This is a genomic window from Paenibacillus sp. 23TSA30-6 (genome assembly GCF_014858585.1).
Lineage (GTDB): Bacteria > Bacillota > Bacilli > Paenibacillales > Paenibacillaceae > Paenibacillus.
On sequence record NZ_SLTL01000052.1, the window covers coordinates 1 to 18,987 of the forward strand.

At 52.3% G+C, this 18,987-nt stretch carries 12 protein-coding genes; 2 read left to right on the plus strand and 10 right to left on the minus strand.

The window, feature by feature from the left end; genetic code table 11:
- The 5 genes from E0698_RS25245 to E0698_RS25265 form a co-directional block, all read right to left on the minus strand.
- On the minus strand, positions 1–1,809 hold a 1,809-nt coding region (locus tag E0698_RS25245; RefSeq protein WP_192513305.1), incomplete at its 3' end, for an AAA family ATPase.
- Positions 1,806–2,990: an exonuclease SbcCD subunit D gene (locus tag E0698_RS25250; RefSeq protein WP_192513306.1), complete on the minus strand. Its 1,185-nt coding sequence runs from the start codon at positions 2,988–2,990 to the stop codon at positions 1,806–1,808. The genes E0698_RS25245 and E0698_RS25250, both read right to left, overlap by 4 nt.
- A gap of 49 nt (positions 2,991–3,039) precedes the next feature.
- Entirely contained in the window at positions 3,040–7,146 is a 4,107-nt protein-coding gene (gene addA, locus E0698_RS25255; RefSeq protein WP_192513307.1) for a helicase-exonuclease AddAB subunit AddA, read from the minus strand.
- On the minus strand, positions 7,143–10,709 hold the full coding sequence (addB, locus tag E0698_RS25260; RefSeq protein WP_192513308.1) for a helicase-exonuclease AddAB subunit AddB: 3,567 nt from the start codon (positions 10,707–10,709) through the stop codon (positions 7,143–7,145). Before addB ends, addA begins: the two co-directional genes overlap by 4 nt.
- Before the next feature lie 229 nt (positions 10,710–10,938).
- Positions 10,939–12,318, minus strand: a complete 1,380-nt coding sequence (locus tag E0698_RS25265; RefSeq protein WP_192513309.1) for a class I SAM-dependent rRNA methyltransferase — start codon at positions 12,316–12,318, stop codon at positions 10,939–10,941.
- A gap of 482 nt (positions 12,319–12,800) precedes the next feature.
- Here E0698_RS25265 and E0698_RS25270 point away from each other — a divergent pair, with 482 nt between their 5' ends.
- Positions 12,801–13,823, plus strand: coding sequence for a Na/Pi symporter (locus E0698_RS25270; RefSeq protein ID WP_192513310.1), 1,023 nt, complete (start codon positions 12,801–12,803; stop codon positions 13,821–13,823).
- Here the strand turns inward: E0698_RS25270 and E0698_RS25275 are convergent.
- From E0698_RS25275 to prmA, 5 genes are all read right to left on the minus strand, one after another.
- Entirely contained in the window at positions 13,813–14,247 is a 435-nt protein-coding gene (locus E0698_RS25275) for an NUDIX hydrolase (RefSeq protein WP_192513311.1), read from the minus strand. The genes E0698_RS25270 and E0698_RS25275 overlap by 11 nt on opposite strands.
- 105 nt (positions 14,248–14,352) lie before the next feature.
- Entirely contained in the window at positions 14,353–15,696 is a 1,344-nt protein-coding gene (gene mtaB, locus E0698_RS25280) for a tRNA (N(6)-L-threonylcarbamoyladenosine(37)-C(2))-methylthiotransferase MtaB (protein WP_192513312.1), read from the minus strand.
- A gap of 1 nt (position 15,697) precedes the next feature.
- Positions 15,698–16,462 carry a 16S rRNA (uracil(1498)-N(3))-methyltransferase gene (locus E0698_RS25285; protein ID WP_134913427.1) on the minus strand — a complete coding sequence of 255 codons (765 nt, stop codon included), beginning with the start codon at positions 16,460–16,462 and terminating at the stop codon, positions 15,698–15,700.
- 162 nt (positions 16,463–16,624) lie between these two features.
- Entirely contained in the window at positions 16,625–17,317 is a 693-nt protein-coding gene (locus tag E0698_RS25290; RefSeq protein ID WP_192513313.1) for a site-2 protease family protein, read from the minus strand.
- A 2-nt stretch (positions 17,318–17,319) separates the two neighbouring features.
- The gene (gene prmA, locus E0698_RS25295) at positions 17,320–18,285 is read right to left on the minus strand and encodes a 50S ribosomal protein L11 methyltransferase (protein ID WP_192513314.1); all 966 of its coding nucleotides are present in this window, start codon (positions 18,283–18,285) and stop codon (positions 17,320–17,322) included.
- A 195-nt stretch (positions 18,286–18,480) separates the two neighbouring features.
- Between prmA and E0698_RS25300 the strand changes: the two genes are divergently transcribed.
- The gene (locus E0698_RS25300; RefSeq protein WP_192513315.1) at positions 18,481–18,900 is read left to right on the plus strand and encodes a hypothetical protein; all 420 of its coding nucleotides are present in this window, start codon (positions 18,481–18,483) and stop codon (positions 18,898–18,900) included.
- The last annotated feature ends 87 nt before the right edge of the window (positions 18,901–18,987 follow it).

The window sequence follows — 18,987 nt, forward strand, 5'->3', positions numbered from 1 at the left end:
GGCCGCGCCGCTGGCGTCTGCGGCGGTGGGCTGCGCCAGCAGGCTGCGCTGCTCGTGCAGCTGCTGACGCAGCGTAAGGCGCAGCTCCTGCAAGCCTAGCCGCAGGCGGTGCAGCTCGTCCGGCGCGGCGGCATCCGCGCCGTGGGTCGTGGTGGCGGCGGGCGCGGGGTGGTGCAGCGAGCCGCACACCGCGCACGGCTCGCCCTCGCGCAACTCGGCGGCGAGGTGCTGCGCGAGGCGGCCCAGCTCCTCGGCGCGAAGCTTATGGCGAAGCCGCTCTTCCTCGGCAGCCAGCGCGGACACATCGGCGGTCATCTCTGCCTCTAGCGTAAGCAGCGCCTCGATACCCTCAGCCGCCTGCACGGCAAGGGCGGAACGTCGTACCTCCGCCTCAAGTGTCTCCTGCTCCGTCAGCTTCAGACGTTCGTCAGCCTGGGCAAGCCGTTGCTCCTGCGTGACACACTCCTGTTCTGCTTCGCGCAGCTGCTCATCCGCCGTCTCCAGTTGTTGAAGACGTTGCACGGCCTCTTGAAGCATTCGTCGTTCATCTGCACGCACTTCATTTTGCTTCAATTCCTGTTGAAGCTCCTGCTGCCGCTTCGATCCTCGCGCTTGCAGCTCTTGTTCCTTGGCAAGTCCTTCAGCATATGTAGCAAGGGTTTGCTCACTCTGCGCAAGCTCTGCCGCCAGACGGTTCCGTTCTGTCTGCAATGCTTTCGTATCACGCTCCAGTTGCAGCGCCTGCTCCAATTGATCGATTCGAAGCAACAGCTTCGGCTCCTCTACACTCAGAGACTGCCGGGCCTGTTCATCGGCTTGCACAGACAAAACCGCAGCCTCCTGCGCCGATGTCGCCTGCACCGCTGCTGCTTCCGCCGCCTTCCGGCGCTTATCCGCTTCAGCAGCAGCTTCCTTCCAATCCGTCAGCGCAGGCAGCAAAGCCTCCGCTGCGGAGGCCTGACGGAGCTTACGCTCCAGCGAAGCAATGTTCGGCTCCCATGCCGCCAGTTGTTCCAGCTCGTTCGCCCGGAGGCTGCGCTCCATGACCAGCTCACGGATTTTGTTCAGCGCTTCCGTCTCGCGCGACACCCGTTCCAGCTCGTGGCGAGAGGCCTCTGCATGGGCAAAAGCCTCTTTGAGACGCTGCTCTGCCTGTTCAAGCGCTTCGGCACCCGCATCGCCCAACCCCTGCTGCTCCGCTTCCAACGCTTTTAGTGCAGCGTCATTGTCCTTCACACGGCGGCTCAGCTTCTGTGCGAGCTGGTCTCCGTACTTTTCCAAATGAAACAAACGCTGCAGCATCTGTCTCCGTTCACTGCCCTTTAAAGATAAAAATTCGGCAAACTTCCCCTGTGGCAATACAACAGCACGTGTAAAGTCGTCCATTTTCAGGCCGATATACTCCTCCACACAACGCGTCACGTCCTGCACCTTGTCAGCAAGGACTTCCTCGCCGTCCTCTGTGAACGCAATAAATCGACTAAGCGTATTATTCACCGATACGCCTCCAGCCCGCTTGAATCGGCGCTCCACACGATAACGACGAGGTCCTTGGGCTGACATCAGCTCGAACGTAAACGCCACGGACAGCGTATCCTCGGCATGATTCATAATGCCTTGTGTCCCATTTACCGCCCGCTCCACCTTGCCGTACATAGCCAGCGTAATCGCGTCCAGCAACGTCGATTTCCCGCTGCCTGTCGGGCCAAAGATTCCAAATAGCCCGGTTTCGGTTAATTCGCCAAAATGGATTTCCTGCGACTCCCGGTAGCTTTGCAACCCCGCCAATTTCAGAAGAATCGGTTTCATACATCCTCCTCCTCGGGCTGGTCCCTTGCATCATCCTGCTCCACCAACTCCAAAAATAGCTGCACCAGTCCGTCATCCGGCTGTGCGCCGCCCGTTTGCCGTTGATAAAAAGCCCGAAACAGCTCGTGAACCGGCAACTCTGAGCGCTGATGCTCCAACTGCGCCGCAGCCATTTCTGGATACATCGGACGGATATGAATGATGCCTTCACGGCTTTTACGCAGCCGCTGAATATCTCCCAGAGACATCGCTTCCTCCAGCGTAATTTCCAGATCAATAAAGGCGTCCGCATCCAGCCCTTCGTCCAGCCAGCGATACACCTCTTCCAGACCTCCCCGTGCCCGCCATTTCACTAAAGGCCGTCCACTCGTAATATACAGCTCCTCGACCTGTGCGGGCTTGCCTGCAACCACGTCAATGAGCGTGACCGATTTGGCCTGCCCTGCTTCAGAAAAGCTATAAGCCAGCGGAGATCCGCTATAGCGCATCAGCCCATCGCCCTTCACATATTGAGGACGATGCAAATGCCCCAAAGCCGTATATTGCGCCCCGATGCTTAGTGCAGATGGATCTACTGTATACGCGCCCCCGACCTGAATCGGACGCTCCGAATCCGACTCCAGCCCGCCAAGCACATAAATATGGCTCATGGACAGATTAACGGTGTCAGGCCGAAAAGCCGTACCGAGCTGTGTCATCAGCATCCCCACACGACGGCTGTAAGCCTCTCGCAACACCGTTTCGTCTCCGTCCTCGGACAACAGCTCATTCAGGCGGGACTCCGAAGGATAAGGCAAGGCTGCGATACACGCCATTTCTCCTGTACGCGGTGTGCGAATCCGCACCGCTTCCCCGCTGGGCAGCCCCAGCAACGTAATTCCTCGCTGGCTCACCAGCGGCGTAACTGAGGATACCCGTTCCGGCTGATCATGATTACCCGCAATAACGACCAACGGTCTTCCTCCAGTCGTTAAACGGGCAGACGTTTCATAAAATAGCTGCTCGGCAGCGGCTGGAGGATTGACCGAGTCGTACACGTCTCCAGCCATCATAATCAGATCCGCCTGCTGATCGTCAGCCATTTTCGCCAATTCTTCCAGGAACGCCTCCTGCTCCTTCAAACGGCTGCGCCCTTCCAGCGTTCTCCCCAAATGCCAATCTCCCGTATGCAAAATCCGCATGCTGTTCCTCCTCTCTCCCTATCTATTTCGTCCATTAAATTTTAAATAGCTACAATCGCACACTTTCCCCAGCCTCCAGAAAATACAACCACTTTTCAGCAACCCTTTGACCTGTAATATCTTCGATCACATGGGCGTACAGCTCCAGTTGAAAACGATATTGCTCCGTTAAATGAGACACCGTCCTATATTCGGAAACCCGGTCTGTTTTGTAATCAAGCAAAACCAGCCCTTCTGGCCCTTCAAACAGGCAGTCAATAATCCCATTCATCAGCACTCTGTCATCGTGACCAGGCTCTGACGTCATGTTTTCCTCCTGTTGCTCAGGCCCTGGCTCTATTTCCTGTGCAGACAACATCGACGGCAAGCTGTGGCTCCAAAAATCAGCGGCTCCTATCGTATAGGTGAACGGAAGCTCACGCTGAACGTGGGATGCCTCCAGCAATCTGCGACCCAACTCGCCGGTGAAAAAGCGCAATATTTTATCCGTATCTAATGCCTCCGCCTGAACATCCAGTAATAAGCGCTGGTTTAACAGACGAGCCTTCGTTTCCTCAATCACCTCGGCGCTCATCACACCATCCAGCAGCAAATGGAGAAACAACGTATGGTACACCGTTCCACGTTCCGTCGGCGTCAATCGCCGATTGCCCATAAATTTGGGTCTGCGCAAGTGTAGTCGATTTCCCCCAGTCTGAGAATCTTCCATCTCCTCTGGTAACTCCGCTACCTGGAAAGAAGACAGATTCAGCCAATCCTCCGATCCAGCTTCTTGCATCGCCAGCCATCTTTTCATTTCGGTGACCGTTGTATTCGCCGCCGTCTTGCTTGCCCGTTCATACGGATAGGACCAGGAAAGCGCAGTGGCAATATCTGAATCAACCCTTGTTGTAATATCCGTTGGACTAACCGATGCGGAGTCGGATGAGAGCCTCCTTGTATCGATCGGCTCGGCATTTTTCAATGCTTCCGTCTTCTCCTGACGCTCTTCATTAACGATCTCCTCGTCAGAGTCCAAATTCAAACGAGAGCCGGAAAGACTCTCCGAAGCTATGATTCTGAATAGCCAATCCCCGCCTGGCATATATTCCAGCCTGTGATAGTACCCCTCCTGATTCCCTGCCGCTTCTCTAAGTACAGCAGCAGAAGGATGTCGGATCAACGCAGGACCTACCCAGTCCAGATAACTGCGGCCTGCCGCCAGCATATAATCGGGTAACACTGTCTCCGTATGCTCTTTGGCACGTGCCCAACCCGCTGTGCGTGCAGCGAGATCCTTCACCGTTCCGGTCATAATAAGTTTTTCACGTGGACGCGTAAGCGCCACGTACAGCACCCGCATTTCTTCAGCCAGAAGCTCCAGCTGGGAGCGTCGACGGATCGCCAAATTAGGCAGCGTCGGGTAGCTGACCCGATTTTGTTCCTCCACATATTTGGGACCAAACCCCAGCTCCTTATGCATCAGAAACGGCGCATTCAGATCCTGCTGATTGAACATTTTAGCCGTTCCGGCGATGAACACAACAGGAAATTCTAGTCCTTTACTCTTGTGAATCGTCATAATGCGCACAGCCTGATCGGGTTCAGTACCGCCACTGGATGAACCCAAATCACCGCCTCGCTCTCGCAAACGGGAAATAAAGGTCAAAAACCGGAACAGGCCCCGGTTAGAGGTAGAAGTCTCATACTGTCTCGCTCGGTCATACAGCGCCCGCAAATTACTTTGACGTTGAGAGCCGCCAGGCAATCCACCTACCCAATCCAGATATCCCGTTTCCTCCAGCAAACGCCAAATCAATGCACTCAAGCTGCCTTGTCTGGCTTCCTGCCGCCACGCTTCCAAATCGTGCAAAAACGAACGCAGTCGGTCAGACAACGTATTTCCGCTATTCCTGTCATCCATATCTGAGGCATCTGTCGAATCTCCAGCGAAAAGATCCAATTCCAGCATGTCGCTGGACGTTCCATTTCCACTATCCTGTGTAGGGTCAGCCTCAGCCGCCGCCAGCAGAGCGCTATAAAATAATCCGTCTGGCTTTTGCAGCCTGATTTGTGCCAACTCATCCTCGGTTAAGCCTACAATCGGTGAACGAAGCACAGATGCCAGCGGGATGTCCTGCTGCGGATTATCAATAATGTGCAGCAGAGACAGCATCACCTCAATTTCCGTTGCTTTGAAAAAGCCTGTCGTCTGCTCCCCGGATGCCGGAATGCCCTCAAGACGCAGTTCCTCTACAATCAGCGGTGCCCATACGCTTGCCGAACGGAGCAAAATGACAATATCACCGAAGACTGCTGGACGCATCGCTTTTAACCCTTTGTCATAAATCAACAACGGTTGGCCTGTATCTCCCGTCAGCTCCTTAATCCGTTGCGCGATTGCGCGAGCTTCCAATTGTGCCGTTTCCAGCTCCGCAAGCTCAGCCATTTCGCCTTCCTGTAAAGCGGACTCATCACCCGTTTCGGACAGCTCCGGAGCCTCCGAAAGACCGCGCCCACCTTTATCAATTAACAGTAGTTCAGGTGCATACGGGGACGTAGCATCCTTTTCCATTTCCTTTTCCGTCTGCTCAGGATAGGAAGCACCATGCGCCAACCATGCCCGTTCATCGTATTCAATTTCTGCCACATCCACGCTCATGATTTGCCGGAACACCAGATTGACCGCATCGACAACTTCCACCCGACTGCGGAAATTACGCGCCAGATCAATTAAAAAGCCATCTTCCTGTTCCTGCATGCCGTACCGTTGATATTTGTTCAAAAACAGCCCCGGCTCCGCCAGCCGAAACCGATAAATACTCTGCTTCACGTCCCCTACCATAAAACGGTTACCCGGTTCTTCACAGGATACCAGTCTGACGATATCCTCCTGTACCGTATTCGTATCCTGATACTCATCCAATAGCACCTCGTCGAATTGCTCCTTGTATTCGAGCGCAGCGTCCGAAGGCAGCAGTCTGTGCGGAGTGGAGTCGGGATGACGTAATATTTTTAGACAATAGTGCTCCAAATCCCCGAAATCCACCATCCCTTTGGACTGCTTGTGCTGTTGAAATCGTTCGCCGAATAAAATAACGGTTTCCACCAGTTCGTCCATCAGAGGAGCCGCCCCATGCAGTTCCTCCAAATAGGCTTCTGCCCTCCTGCCGAACAGGGAAGCCTTCATATCCGTGATCATTTTTTTGGCTGCCTCACGGAGCGCCTTGACCCGCTCCTGCAATGCAGGCTCGGTCTGATCCTTTTTGACCGGCTTGAGCTTGCCAAAGGCCGCAATCTGAAAGTGATCATACAGCGATGCCCACGGCTGTGTCTCCAGCTCCTGCAATAGTCCCTTCACCATCGCCGCATCCTCTTGCAGCGTCACTGCATAGGGCGCAGGGCCGCCGGGCTGCATAGCCGTCTCATAGGCCTGCTCCAGCAGGCTTGCTGCTCCGCGCAGCGAAAGTGCCGCATCCGCCAAAATGCTGCGGACCCAAGGAGTTTCTCCCAAAGCCGCCACATCTTCTACACGGAACGCTGCTGCCGTCTCCCTCAGCCAATGCTCCGGCCAGGGATGACTTTGCGAAAAATCGTACAAGCGCTGAACAAGCACATACATCGCATCATCTGTACGCTCACCGCTAAACCAGTCCACCAGTCTGCGAAACGTGCTGCCTTCATCGTTAGCCTCATACTTTTCCTCAAACAGTTCTTCCAGCAGCTCCTGCCGCAGCAATTCCGTCTCATGCTCATTCATAATCCGAAAACCGGGATCGAGGGGAATGGCCTGATAATGCCTGCGAATGACCTCCATACAAAAAGAGTGGAGCGTCGTTATCGAGGCTCGATTTAGTAGCGATAGCTGGCGACGTACATGCTCACTATCCGGCTCCTGTTCCAGCACACGTTCCAAGGCTTCGCGGATACGTTGGCGCATTTCGGCGGCGGCAGCCTTCGTAAAGGTCGCTACCAGCAGCCGATCCACGCTGAAACCGAGCCGGGGATCGGCGATTTTACGAATAATGCGCTCTACCAGCACCGCTGTTTTACCAGACCCCGCCGCTGCCGCTACCAGCATGTTGTTGCCGGATTCGGAAATCGCACGCCACTGGTCATCACTCCACATACTACCTTCCGGCTTGGGTATGCCGTTGGTGCTTGATGTACTTATCATGGGTTCATTCCTCCTTTCCCTTCCTGTGTATGACCGAGCAGATTCCAGATCTGATCCTTGTCGGGTTTCCCCCATTGGTTGTAGCCGCTGCCCTCCAGACTGTCGTCAAATTGACAGACAGGTTTGAAAGAACAGAAGGTGCATGCCGTCTCTTGCTGGATACGATAAGGTTCAATCGCCACGTCGCCCTCTGTCATGCGTGTCCCAATCGTTCGGATATTATCGCGTACCGAAGCCAGCAGGCTATCCCACTGTTCCGGCGAAGCGACAGACGCACTGCTGTAAAAGCTGCCGTCCGCCTTTACCGCAACTGGCAAAATGGAGGAATACCCCTTGTCCAGTGCCGTGTCCATTTGTCCAACCACATCCCGATCCGCCAGCAATAGCCCTTTCATCTTGAAGCGTTTTAGAAGCTCCTGACGGGCCTGTTCCGCACTAAGACCATTCGGCGACTGCAACATCGGATTGTGGACGTGAAAATACAGCGTACCTGCCGGATAAGCCGTCTCGCCAAGCCATTCCTCCGCCGCATTCAGCAGCACGTCCAGGTACGTGAGCATTTGCAAGGACAAGCCATAGTACACTTCATGCAGCTTGAGGTCCTTTTGGCTGGATTTGTAATCAATGACGCGTAAAAGCAAGCCTTGTTCTCCCTCTGCCACATCCACGCGGTCAATTCGTCCGACGATTTCCATCACCACACCGTTGTCCAGTCGAAAGGTCAAAGGAGGAAGCTTTTCTCCCGGCCCAAAACCCAGCTCCAGCTCCAGTGGCTCAAAGCTGCCCCTACGCGCATGCTCACCCAAAATCAGCGAAGCCCGACTCACAATGTCTTTCAGCTTGCGCAAAATGTACCCGTACCGCTTGGAGCTCATTAAAATCTCGCCTTGCAGGCGGGGAGCCAAACGCTCCACCGTCGATTCCGCCTCTTGTCGGCATTCCTCTGTGCTGAGACTGCCCCAGCTCACATTTCGTTTACGTAAATTCATCGCCATCTCTCCGAGCGCCGCATGGAACAGCTGCCCGATATCCGGTGCCTTTAGCCGATACATTTGGCGCTCCTTCAAGCGAAGACCATGGGAAGCAAAATGCGAAAACGGACAAGCGACAAAACGTTCCATACGGGATACGCTGGTACGCAGCTTGCTGCCGTACAGACGACGACTCGTTTCCTTCCGCATTTCGGCATGATTTTCGTAAAAAAGTGAGGTCAGCAACTGACGCAGCTTGTCCTTTTCACGCCCCTGCTGGCCCGCATACCAGTTGTATACCTCCCACCAGGGAGATAAAATCTCTCCACCATGCCGCCATTGCCGGAATTGCGCGATCAGCTGCGGCAATGCCTCGGACGGATGGGAAGCATACTCCCATTGCGTTGCCCATGGGTCCCGAGGCAAAGGATATGCAGCCAACGGGTGCTCTTCCAGAGCAGGGAACAGTTGACGGACATGCCGTACTAACTCTGACGGCAACAACGACTTGCCCTCTTCGTCGGTCACAGCGTAGCTCATCCACAGACTGCTTCCGGCTGACGTGAGCGCCGTATACGCAAGAAAACGTTCATCCAGCAGACGTCTTGTCATATCCGGCGCCAGTTCCACGCCCCGTTCATTCAAGGCGGTCCGTTCCTGCTCATTCAGCACACCGTCTTCATGAAATACAGCCGGCATCACACCTTCATTCATACCCAGCACAAAGGTATGCTGAATTCCCGCTATACGTGTACGGTCTGTGTTTCCGACCAGCACCTGATCCAGAGCTGGAGGAACAAGACCCATGCGGTATTCTATCAGCCCCGTTTCCAGCACACCTGCAAACAAAGAAGTGTCCAACTTCTCGTCACCCATCATTTCGACGATCTGATCCAACAGTTCAAGCACCGCATCCCATACCTGACGATGCTCCTTCGCCTGCTCGGGATTTCCCGCTTCCTCAGCCTGATGGATCAATTCATCCAGCTTATGCCCAATTTCCGCATCCTCCAGCAACAAGTACACCGCTTCACACTTCTCAAGTGCAGTACGAGCCTTACCCAGACGTTTCTCAAACGCACGTAAAGGCGTCACGATCACATCGCGGCACAGCTCCATTAGATCTAGTGTTTCGTCCCGTTGACGATTTCGCTCCTGTTCCTCCAGCTCCAGCGAAAGGCTGGGTACCGCCTGCCAAGGCCGTCCGTCTGTCCAGCGGCTGCCCTGTATCCCACAGGCCAATGCATAGTTTTCCAGACGGTCCATATCCTCGCGGCTGACCCGTCCATCCTGTGGCAACAGCAGATCCGTTTTGACCGCACGAAATACATCCTCGTACCGCCAACGCCGCTGGACGATATCCAGCGAAGCCCGAATCAATTCCACCAAGGGATGATGCAATACGCTTCTGCGCTGATCCAGAAACACCGGAACCTCATATTGCATAAATATCGGCTCCACCCACGGCTCATAATCCTCAATCTGGCGTACAAACAGCGCCATTTCCCGATAACGTGCCCCCTCATCCCGGGCCAGACGGCGCATTTCGCGCACTGCACCCTCCAGTTCCACACGTCGGTTCGCTGCCGCATACAGTTTGATTTCTTCTGGCTGCTTGTCTTTCCATTGCTCCCGCATCTGCTGCTGACGCATAGGTCGTTCCTGATTCCGATGCCCTGCGCGACGTTCAAAATCTGCCTCCAGATACGCCAACGCCGGACGGCCCTTAAATCTCGGAAGCGGATCAGGGCGCAACAGTTGTGTCTGCGTCTCCATCATCAGCTCATCCGCCATCCCTTTAAGCTTTACATAGGTAGCCGCCGAAGGATGAAACAAATCCAGCTCATGCGGAAGCTGTCCACTTTCGTAGCTGCGATTGCAGGTCAGCGCGACCGTCAACGAAGAAGCGTGTAGCATAAGCTGCTCAACCACCTTGTATTCATGCGGCGTAAACCTGCGGTAGCCATCCATCCAAATATCCGCTCCACGTACAATGGACGACTCAGCAATCTGCTCCGCCAGCATACGCAGCGTATCCTCGCCGTCAATATATTTAAGCGCCAGCTCTCTTTCAAAATCCTCATAGATCAGACTGATATCCTTGAGCTTGCCGCGCAAAATCGGAGTCGATTCCCCCGCCGCATTCATTCTCTCCAGTTGCTCCGGTACAGGCCGGGTATCATTCCCGTACTGCTTCAGCTCCGTAAACAGCGTATTTAACCGATCTACAAAGCCCAACTGGTCTCCCGAATCCTTAAATAAACTCAGTTCATCCTTGCGACGACGAATAATTTTATATAAAAGCATCTTCTTGCCTTCCTCCGTCACAGGTACCAGCGCCGAACCCCCGGTTTCCTGCATGACCAAATAGGCAAGACGATGAAATCCCATGACCTGTGCACGCACCGTCCCCTGAATACCGTTTCCGGCTTCTGTAAGCAGCGCATGCTCGGAAGCAAATGACGATTGCTCCGGCACAAGCAACAGCATAGGCTTACCTAGCGGTTCCTTGCGTAGCATAGCCGTCATTTCACGACGGATTAACGTGCTTTTTCCACTGCCTGAGCGGCCAATTAACAAACGGACCGACATGATGCGGCCTCCTTTCCAACGAACAACAATCTATTAAACAGTATAGCATATGAGGCAAGGGAGAAAAGAACGTACGTTTGCCATCTTGTAGCATTTTATCCTCCCTCAAAAAATAAACAGTCCCGCAGGTTTGGCTTGGTGCATGCCTTCTCTACAGGACTGTTTTATGGATAAAACGAGCCTAATCTACTTATTCCGCTACCAAAAGGCGGTTAACTGTGTATGAATTCTACAGTTGTGTCCGGCTACGCACCTCAAAAATAGCGAATTTCAAATAATGGCCTTCCTCCACACCCAGAATTTGGGGATGATCTTTGCCAGCCGCTCTCCAATCCACCAGACGGAGGATTTTTCCGGCATCTGCCGCAGCTTCTTTAATCGTGTCCAGAAACAGCTCCGGCCGCATATGGAATGAGCAGCTCGCAGTCACTAAATAGCCGCCCTCATTGACCAGCTTCATCCCGTGCAGATTTATATCCTTATATCCCCGCGTAGCTCCTTTGACCGCATTCTTTGTTTTCGCAAAGGCTGGTGGATCAAGAATAACTACATCAAAGGTACGTCCGCCCCCTGCTGTGAGTGGCTTGGAAGTATCTCCCTTTCCCCCTGCCCGCGCGGTGCGTTCCTCTGCGCCTTTAACCTGATTGCGCAAATATTGGAAAGCATCGTCCACGACAAACTCGACGCGTTCCTCAAAACCGTTCAGCTTGACATTATCCCGTGCGCTTTCAATTGCGTGCTCGGAAATATCAAGACAGGTTACTTTTTTAGCACCGTATTTGCAGGCATTAAGCGTAAAGCTTCCCGTATGTGAAAAGCACTCCAGCACGGTTGCACCATCCCAGAATGGGAACTCCACAACCTTGCCGCTTTTGTTCACAGGCTTCATGACCGCTGTGCCAGCGTCACCCTGCTCTGCTGCTACTTCCTGCAGCGTAATTCCGCTGCGTCCTCCCCAGCCCGTCATCAGTGGAGCAATCGCCGCACGATTCTCACGCTGGTCGAAGAAATAGCCTGTCTTTTGGCCCTCTACAATATCGACCTTGATACGCAAACCATTTTCCGTTACCACGACATGACGCGGGCAGTCGCCATATAAAGGCCCTTTGGTCTGTTCCAGTCCTTCCAGCTCACGGATGGATACATCACTGCGCTCATATATACCGACAGGGCCAATCACTTCAACGAGTGCATCCCTGATTTCATCCCTGCGGCGATCCATGCCGAGCGTTAATAATTGTACAACCAACACGTCGCCAAAACGGTCTACAATCAGCCCGGGTAAAAAATCAGCCTCGCCGTATACCAGCCGATACGCGTCTCCCCCGGTCACAAAACGTTCACGGTGCTCCAGACAATCGCGGAAGCGTTTGGCAAAAAAGCTTTGATCCATCGCTTCCAGCGGCTCGTAGGACATCACACGCACCGTAATTTGTGAGGCTGGATTATAGTAACCCGTCGCTAAATAACGGCCCTGATGGTTTACGATATTGACCAGATCACCTGCCTCCGGTTCACCCTCCACCTTGGCTATTTCATTTTTAAACACCCAGGGGTGCGCGTGCTCCAGCCTTTTTTTGCGGCTGCGTTCCAATATTACTGAAGGCAAAGTCTTTCACTCCCATTCTTGGATTACTCAAAGTCCTTAAAAATGTGGTGTTCGATGGGGCGCGGCTCCGCGGTTCATTTGATCTTACGATCGCTGTTGCAGGGGGATTCTCTGAATTTTATAAATGATTTAATGGTAAGAATCCCCCTGCAAAGGCGAACGCTACGCTTCTTCAGATTCAAATGAACCGCTACGCTACTGCCCGCCTTTATATCGACGTTACATTTTAAAGCTTGTGAAGTTCTATAAAAATTTTCGTTTTCCTAAAAAACAGCTCGGTCATGCTTGTCATGGCTGTCCTCGACAGATCATAGGCTGTTACATAAGCGCTTTAGCGTTACTGTGAAAGAATCGGTATGCTTCGGTTCACGCTAAAAGTAACTCAAAAAAATATCATGATTTTAAGGATTCGTAAGATCAAATGAGCTGCGAAGCGCCTCAGTCACCAACATAAAATACCTTTAGAAAAGGGGCTAATGTCCGTGTTTATTCATGTTATTTTGCCGCTGTGCGGCGGGCTGCTTATTTTTTTGGGCGGGATGAAGCTGATGGAAGCGGCCCTCCGGCATTTGGCGGGCCCCTTCCTCACGCGCTGGCTGAACCGGGCCACCGTTTCCCCTTGGCGGGGCATGCTGTTCAGCTCAGGTATTACCGCCCTGCTGCAAAGCAGCACCGCTGTAACGGTACTGACCATCGGACTGGTCAACGCCGGGCTGTTGACCTACGGCCGCACGCTCGGCATTATCCTCGGCACCAATATTGGTACCTGTCTGACCACCGAGCTGATGGGGCTCCAGCTAGGCAAACTGGCTGTTCCGCTGCTCTGCGGCTCGCTGCTTTGCTGGAGTGCCGCCATCATGTGGGGCGAGGCTGTCTCCAGCCGCCAGTATGCGTCTGCCGGGCCACCATCCAGCTCCAATCAACTCAGCCGATCACAGGCTGTACAATATATCAGCCTCGCCTTTGCCGGATTTTCGCTGATCCTTGCGGGTATCCGAGTGATGCAAACAGTCGGCCCTTGGATTGAGCAGGCCGGGCTGTTCCGCTGGTTTCTTGACCACGCCGCAGCCAACATGTGGTGGGCCTTCGCCGCCGGAGCATGCCTGACCGCACTGGTTCACAGCAGCGCCGCCGTTATTGGCATGGCGATCAGTCTTGCGGCTACGGGAGCTTTGCCAGCGGATGTAGGTATCGCCATCGTTATCGGCTCCAATGTCGGCACCTGTGTAACCGCGCTGATTGCCGCTGTTGGCGGCAGCGTATCCGGCAAATTTGTGGCCTGGTCCCATGTACTGCTGAACGTAGGCGGGGCGTTGCTGTTTATGCCGCTGATCCCCGGGCTGGAAATGGCAGCCGCCTGGATATCCGCCGAGCCGGGAGCCAAGGTCGCTCATGCCCAAACCCTGTTTAACGTGATCAGCTCTCTGCTTGTCTTGCCAGTCTGCTATTTACCTGTATGGACACGTTTGGAGAATCGTATGTCTCCCAACATCATCAAACGTTAATTCCAAGCATGGACAGCGCCTTGCTCAAAGTGACATCATTGTTGTCATATCCGCCTTGGCGCTGGAGACGCCATGCTTCCTCAGGCGTATGCCACGCAACACCTTTAATTTCTTCAATCTGTGCCTGTAAATCCCCATCCAGTGCCTCTACGAGATAATAATGAACTTCCTTGTCCACTTCCCCAAATTCAGGATGCTGATACGTATAAGCAATCATATCTACATGCTGGATAATCCGTCCGTTCAGCCCTGTTTCCTCACGAATTTCACGCAAAGCCGTCTGTTCGATCGTTTCTCCCGGCTCCATCTTGCCTTTAGCCAAGGAGACCTTGCCGTATCGGTCGGTAATCAGCTGAATTTCAAGCTGCCCCCCCTGTTTACGGTACACAACACCGCCTGCGGAAATTTCCTTCTTTGCTGCCATCCTGTAATCCCCTTTCCTTGCGCAACAAGGATTCCGTCCTCCCTGTAAGGAAAGGCGAAATCCTTGTTTGCCATCTCTATTGCCTGTTCAGGCTTTTTTTAGTTATTATAGGGCTGTTTGCAGTCCATTCTCCAGCACACGGACCAATTGGCCTTCACTTTCATTAACGCCCGCCTTCGTCAGCTTCACGCGGCACACCTTGCCCACCAGATCCTTAGAACCTTCAAACACCAGTTGAATGTAATTGTCACTGTAACCGTGAAGCATGCCGCTATCTTCGGTCCCTTTCGGCGCAACTTCCGGAATGACCTCCAGCACCTGACCGACAAACTTCTCTGCATAAGCCAACTGCATTTGCTCCGACAGATCAATCAGCTCATGCACACGTGCATTTTTCACGTCCTCGTCCACCTGATCCTCCATACGTGCCGCAGGTGTGCCACTGCGCTTGGAATAAGGAAACACATGCATTTCCGAGAAGCCGATTTTTTTCATCAGCTCATAGCCGTTGCGGTACATTTCGTCCGTCTCCCCAGGGAAGCCAACAATAACATCTGTCGTAATCGCCACATCCGGCATCGCCTTGCGAATCATGAGCATTTTATTGTAAAACTCTTCGGTTGTGTATTTACGGCGCATCCGTTTCAACACAGTGTCGTCTCCCGCTTGAAGCGGTATGTGAAAATGACGTACCAGCTTGGTGGAACGATTCAGCACATCAAGCATTTTTTCATCTATCTGGCTGGCTTCAATCGAGCTGATACGGATACGCTCCAGCCCTTCCACCTTCTCCAGATCCCACAGCAGATCGGACAGGTCATAATTGTCCATGTCGTCACCATAACCGCCTGTATGAATGCCTGTGAGCACAATTTCCTTGTAGCCCGCATGCACCAGTTGACGCGCCTGAGCCATAATGCTCGCGGCATCGCGGCTGCGGGACAAACCACGCGACCACGGAATGATGCAGAAGGTGCAGAAATTGTTGCAGCCGTCCTGAATTTTCAAAAACGCACGTGTGTGGTTAGCAAAATCAGGTACGTCCATTTCCTCGAACACACGCGTTTTCATAATATTGCGCACAGCATTCACAGGTTGACGCGACTCTTGAATCTCCTGTACAAACGGAATAATTTTGTCCCGATCCTGTGTACCAATAACGAGATCGACACCGGGGATATCCATGATTTCAGCAGGAGAAGTTTGAGCGTAACAGCCCGTCACTGCCACAATGGCATCTGGGTTCCGACGAATCGCACGGCGAATGATCTGACGACTCTTTTTATCGCCGGTATTCGTAACGGTGCACGTATTAATAAGGTAGACGTCAGCTGTCTGCTCATCAAAATCTACCTGCTCATAGCCTTCATTTTTGAACAGTTGCCAAATCGCTTCTGTATCATAAAAGTTTACCTTACAACCCAATGTGTAAAATGCCACTGACGGCATGTTAAACCCCTCCCATTTCTCCTGACTCATATAAAATGCAAGCCAATGCAGCCATACCTGCGGTTTCCGCACGCAAAATGCGTCTTCCCAGCCCCGTAGACTGCGCTCCGGCCTGCTCGGCCTCCAGACTCTCCGCTTCGCTGAAGCCGCCTTCCGGACCCACTACTAGCAGAACACGCGGCTTGTCCATCGACGTCCATTGTCCTGCCAAAGGCCGAATCACGTCTCGTAGCTGCCGCCCCTGCTCTTTTTCATAACAATAGCATATCAAATCATACTGTGAAAAAGAAGCCAGCAGCTCCTTCCACGTCATCGGCGCGCTAATTTCCGGAATCCGGTTACGGTGACTTTGCTCAGCCGCTTCCTTCACAATCTTGCGCCAGCGCTCCAGTCGCTTGCCTTCCTTTTTGACATCATACTGCACGACCGTACGCTCGGACAAAAACGGTACAAACCCCGCTGCTCCGATTTCTGTACATTTTTGCATAACAGTCTCCATCTTGTCTCCCTTGGGGAGACTTTGGGCAATGGTGACCTGCACATGCGGTTCGGAGGTCATCTCCAGCGGCTCGACGATCGTCGCCGTCACACGATCTTGTTCTATCGTATCCAGCGCAGCCAGCGCTTCCCTTGATATCCCGTCACTGACTATAATTTTGTCACCACTACGACCGCGCATGACCTTGGCAATATGTCGCGCATCCTCACCCGCCACGATCACATGGTCTTCCAGAAACTGCTCTGCCGGAATAAAATAACGCTGCATTGTCTCTCACACCTATTCTGAAAATAACTGTTATCCATTGGCTTTCTGTACAATATCCGAATAAATCACCAAGCACCATCATATCATCTTTTGCGCCCGCATGACCAGTGTGTTGCTGCTTCAATTGTTATACTACTGTCCATACCCGCAAAAAAGGAGCCGTTAGGCTCCAAATAATCCGGTGATGTAAAAAGAGAACTGCAAAAACTGTATATAGATCAATTGGGCCAAGGTGTAAAGAGGTTCAATCGTTACAGCCCGAACCTGCGGAATGACCAGTATAAGCAGAAAAATAAAGATAGACCACTGTTCAAACTGCTGAAGCTTACGGCGCACAGGAGTTGGAGCTACATCTTCCACAATGCGGTATCCATCCAGCGGAGGCAGTGGAATCAAGTTAAAGATAAACAAAAACAGATTCAAATTGATCAGTGCATTGATAAATAAATAGATCGCCTGAGCCACCCGCTGATTCTCCATACCTGGGAGCACTTGAAAATGAAGGAGCGTGGCATAGATCAATGTAGTGACAAATGCAAGCAGCAGATTACTCAGCGGACCGGCAGCCGAAACAATAATGCCCATGAGGCGCGGACGGCTAAAATTGTCACGGTTAACCGGAACAGGCTTGGCCCAGCCAAAGCCCCCGATCAGCAGCAACAGCGTACCCAGCAGATCAATATGCACGGCCGGATTTAGAGTCACGCGCCCAAGCAGCTTGGCTGTGGGGTCGCCAAATTTATTGGCATAATACGCATGTGCAAACTCATGCACCGTAAAAGATATGATCACAGCCAGCAAGTAAAATGGAAGAACATTTAAATTCACACGAAAAATACTTTGTAAAAAATCCATGGTTACCTCTTTCTCGCCACAAACGCCAGCCAATCCTCATCCCGGCACGTTTCGGCAATGTCGAAGCCAGCCGCCTTCAATGCGTTTTCGACAACCTCTTCTTTGTTCTTCCAAATCCCTGAAGCGATATAAATACCACCTGGCTCCAGAGCCTTGTACACATCATCAATAAACAGCAGAATAATTTCGGCCAAAATATTAGCGACCACCAGCTTGACTGGCAACTGGATACCCAGTGTCGGATCGCTCGCATTCAGTACAGACAACAGATCGCTCTCTTTAATAGTAATGCGATCCTCCAGTCCGTTCAGATGGGTATTTTCCCGCGCACTGGATACCGCTACGGGATCAAGGTCCAGTGCCAGTACATGCTTCGCTCCCAGTTGCACGGCTCCAATCGCCAAAATGCCGGAGCCTGTGCCCACATCAATAACTTCTTCTCCACCCTTAATCACTGATTCCAGCGCTCTCAGGCAAAGTGATGTTGTGGGATGCGTTCCGGTGCCAAAGGCCATGCCGGGGTCCAGTTCAATAATTTTTTCATCTTCACTGGCAGGCTCATAGGCTTCCCAAGTAGGTTTGATCGTTAGACGACCCGACACACGCAAAGGCTTGAAATATTGCTTCCAGGCATTCGCCCAATCATCCTCGTTGACCGTTTTCAGCTCATACCGAACCTCGCCGGGATCAATATCGAATGTTCTCAACTCTTCGACGCGTGGCTCAATTTGCGCACGGATCCCGTCCATCTCCACTTCTTCAGCAAAATACCCCTTGATGGTCGCTTGTCCCTCGGGAATGTCATTCAAGGGCCGATCATACCACTGTCCGTAGGACGTATCGCGTGGTTTGTTCAGCGAACCGGATTCTTCAATGGAAACCCCTCCCGCACCTGCTTCGTGCAGAAAATTCGAAATCATTTCGACGGCTTCTTCGGTTGTATGTATTGTAATTTCATGCCACAACATGGTTTTCATTTCCTCCTCATTTCACATGCATACTCTATATTGTACTATATACAAGCATAGGAGTTCAAAAAAGCTAGTATCATCGGAGTGCAAAATGTTTTTGTAGAACTTGTTCATGTTGTCCACTATTTTAGTCCAAGCACCCTTAACTCTAGTACATACAATATAGTATATTCAAAGAAGGAGTGACTTATAATGGCCAAAACCGTTTTGGATTATAATGCTACTGTCATCACACCTATTACCAATGGGATTAGTCTTCCGGTTCCTATTTCTCCAGCCGGACTAGGGATTGCCACTGCTTCCGTATTTATCGATCCGGCTATTCCTGGAGCTGTTAACAACCGGGTAGAATTAAAGGCATCCATAGGCTTGCGTTTTGTTGGTGCGGGCAACATTAGAGTACTTGTACGGATATGGAGAGCTGGGCAAGAAATATATTACGGACTGGAGTCCAATATCTTTGACAACAACATTATTCTTAATGTCGAAACGGTAGATGTTGCGCCTCTGGGCGTGCAAAACTATCAACTGATTATTGAAAATCAAACGCCTGCGACTACTGCTTTCGTCTCCGGTCCCCTTGTTTTTAGCACAACAGCATATAGCGGATAATTAATAGAAAGAGCCATTCCTGTAATGAATTAATTTGAGGTTTGAAACAAAAAAGCGCCTCCTGTATGCTGGGTCTGGAATGCAGTC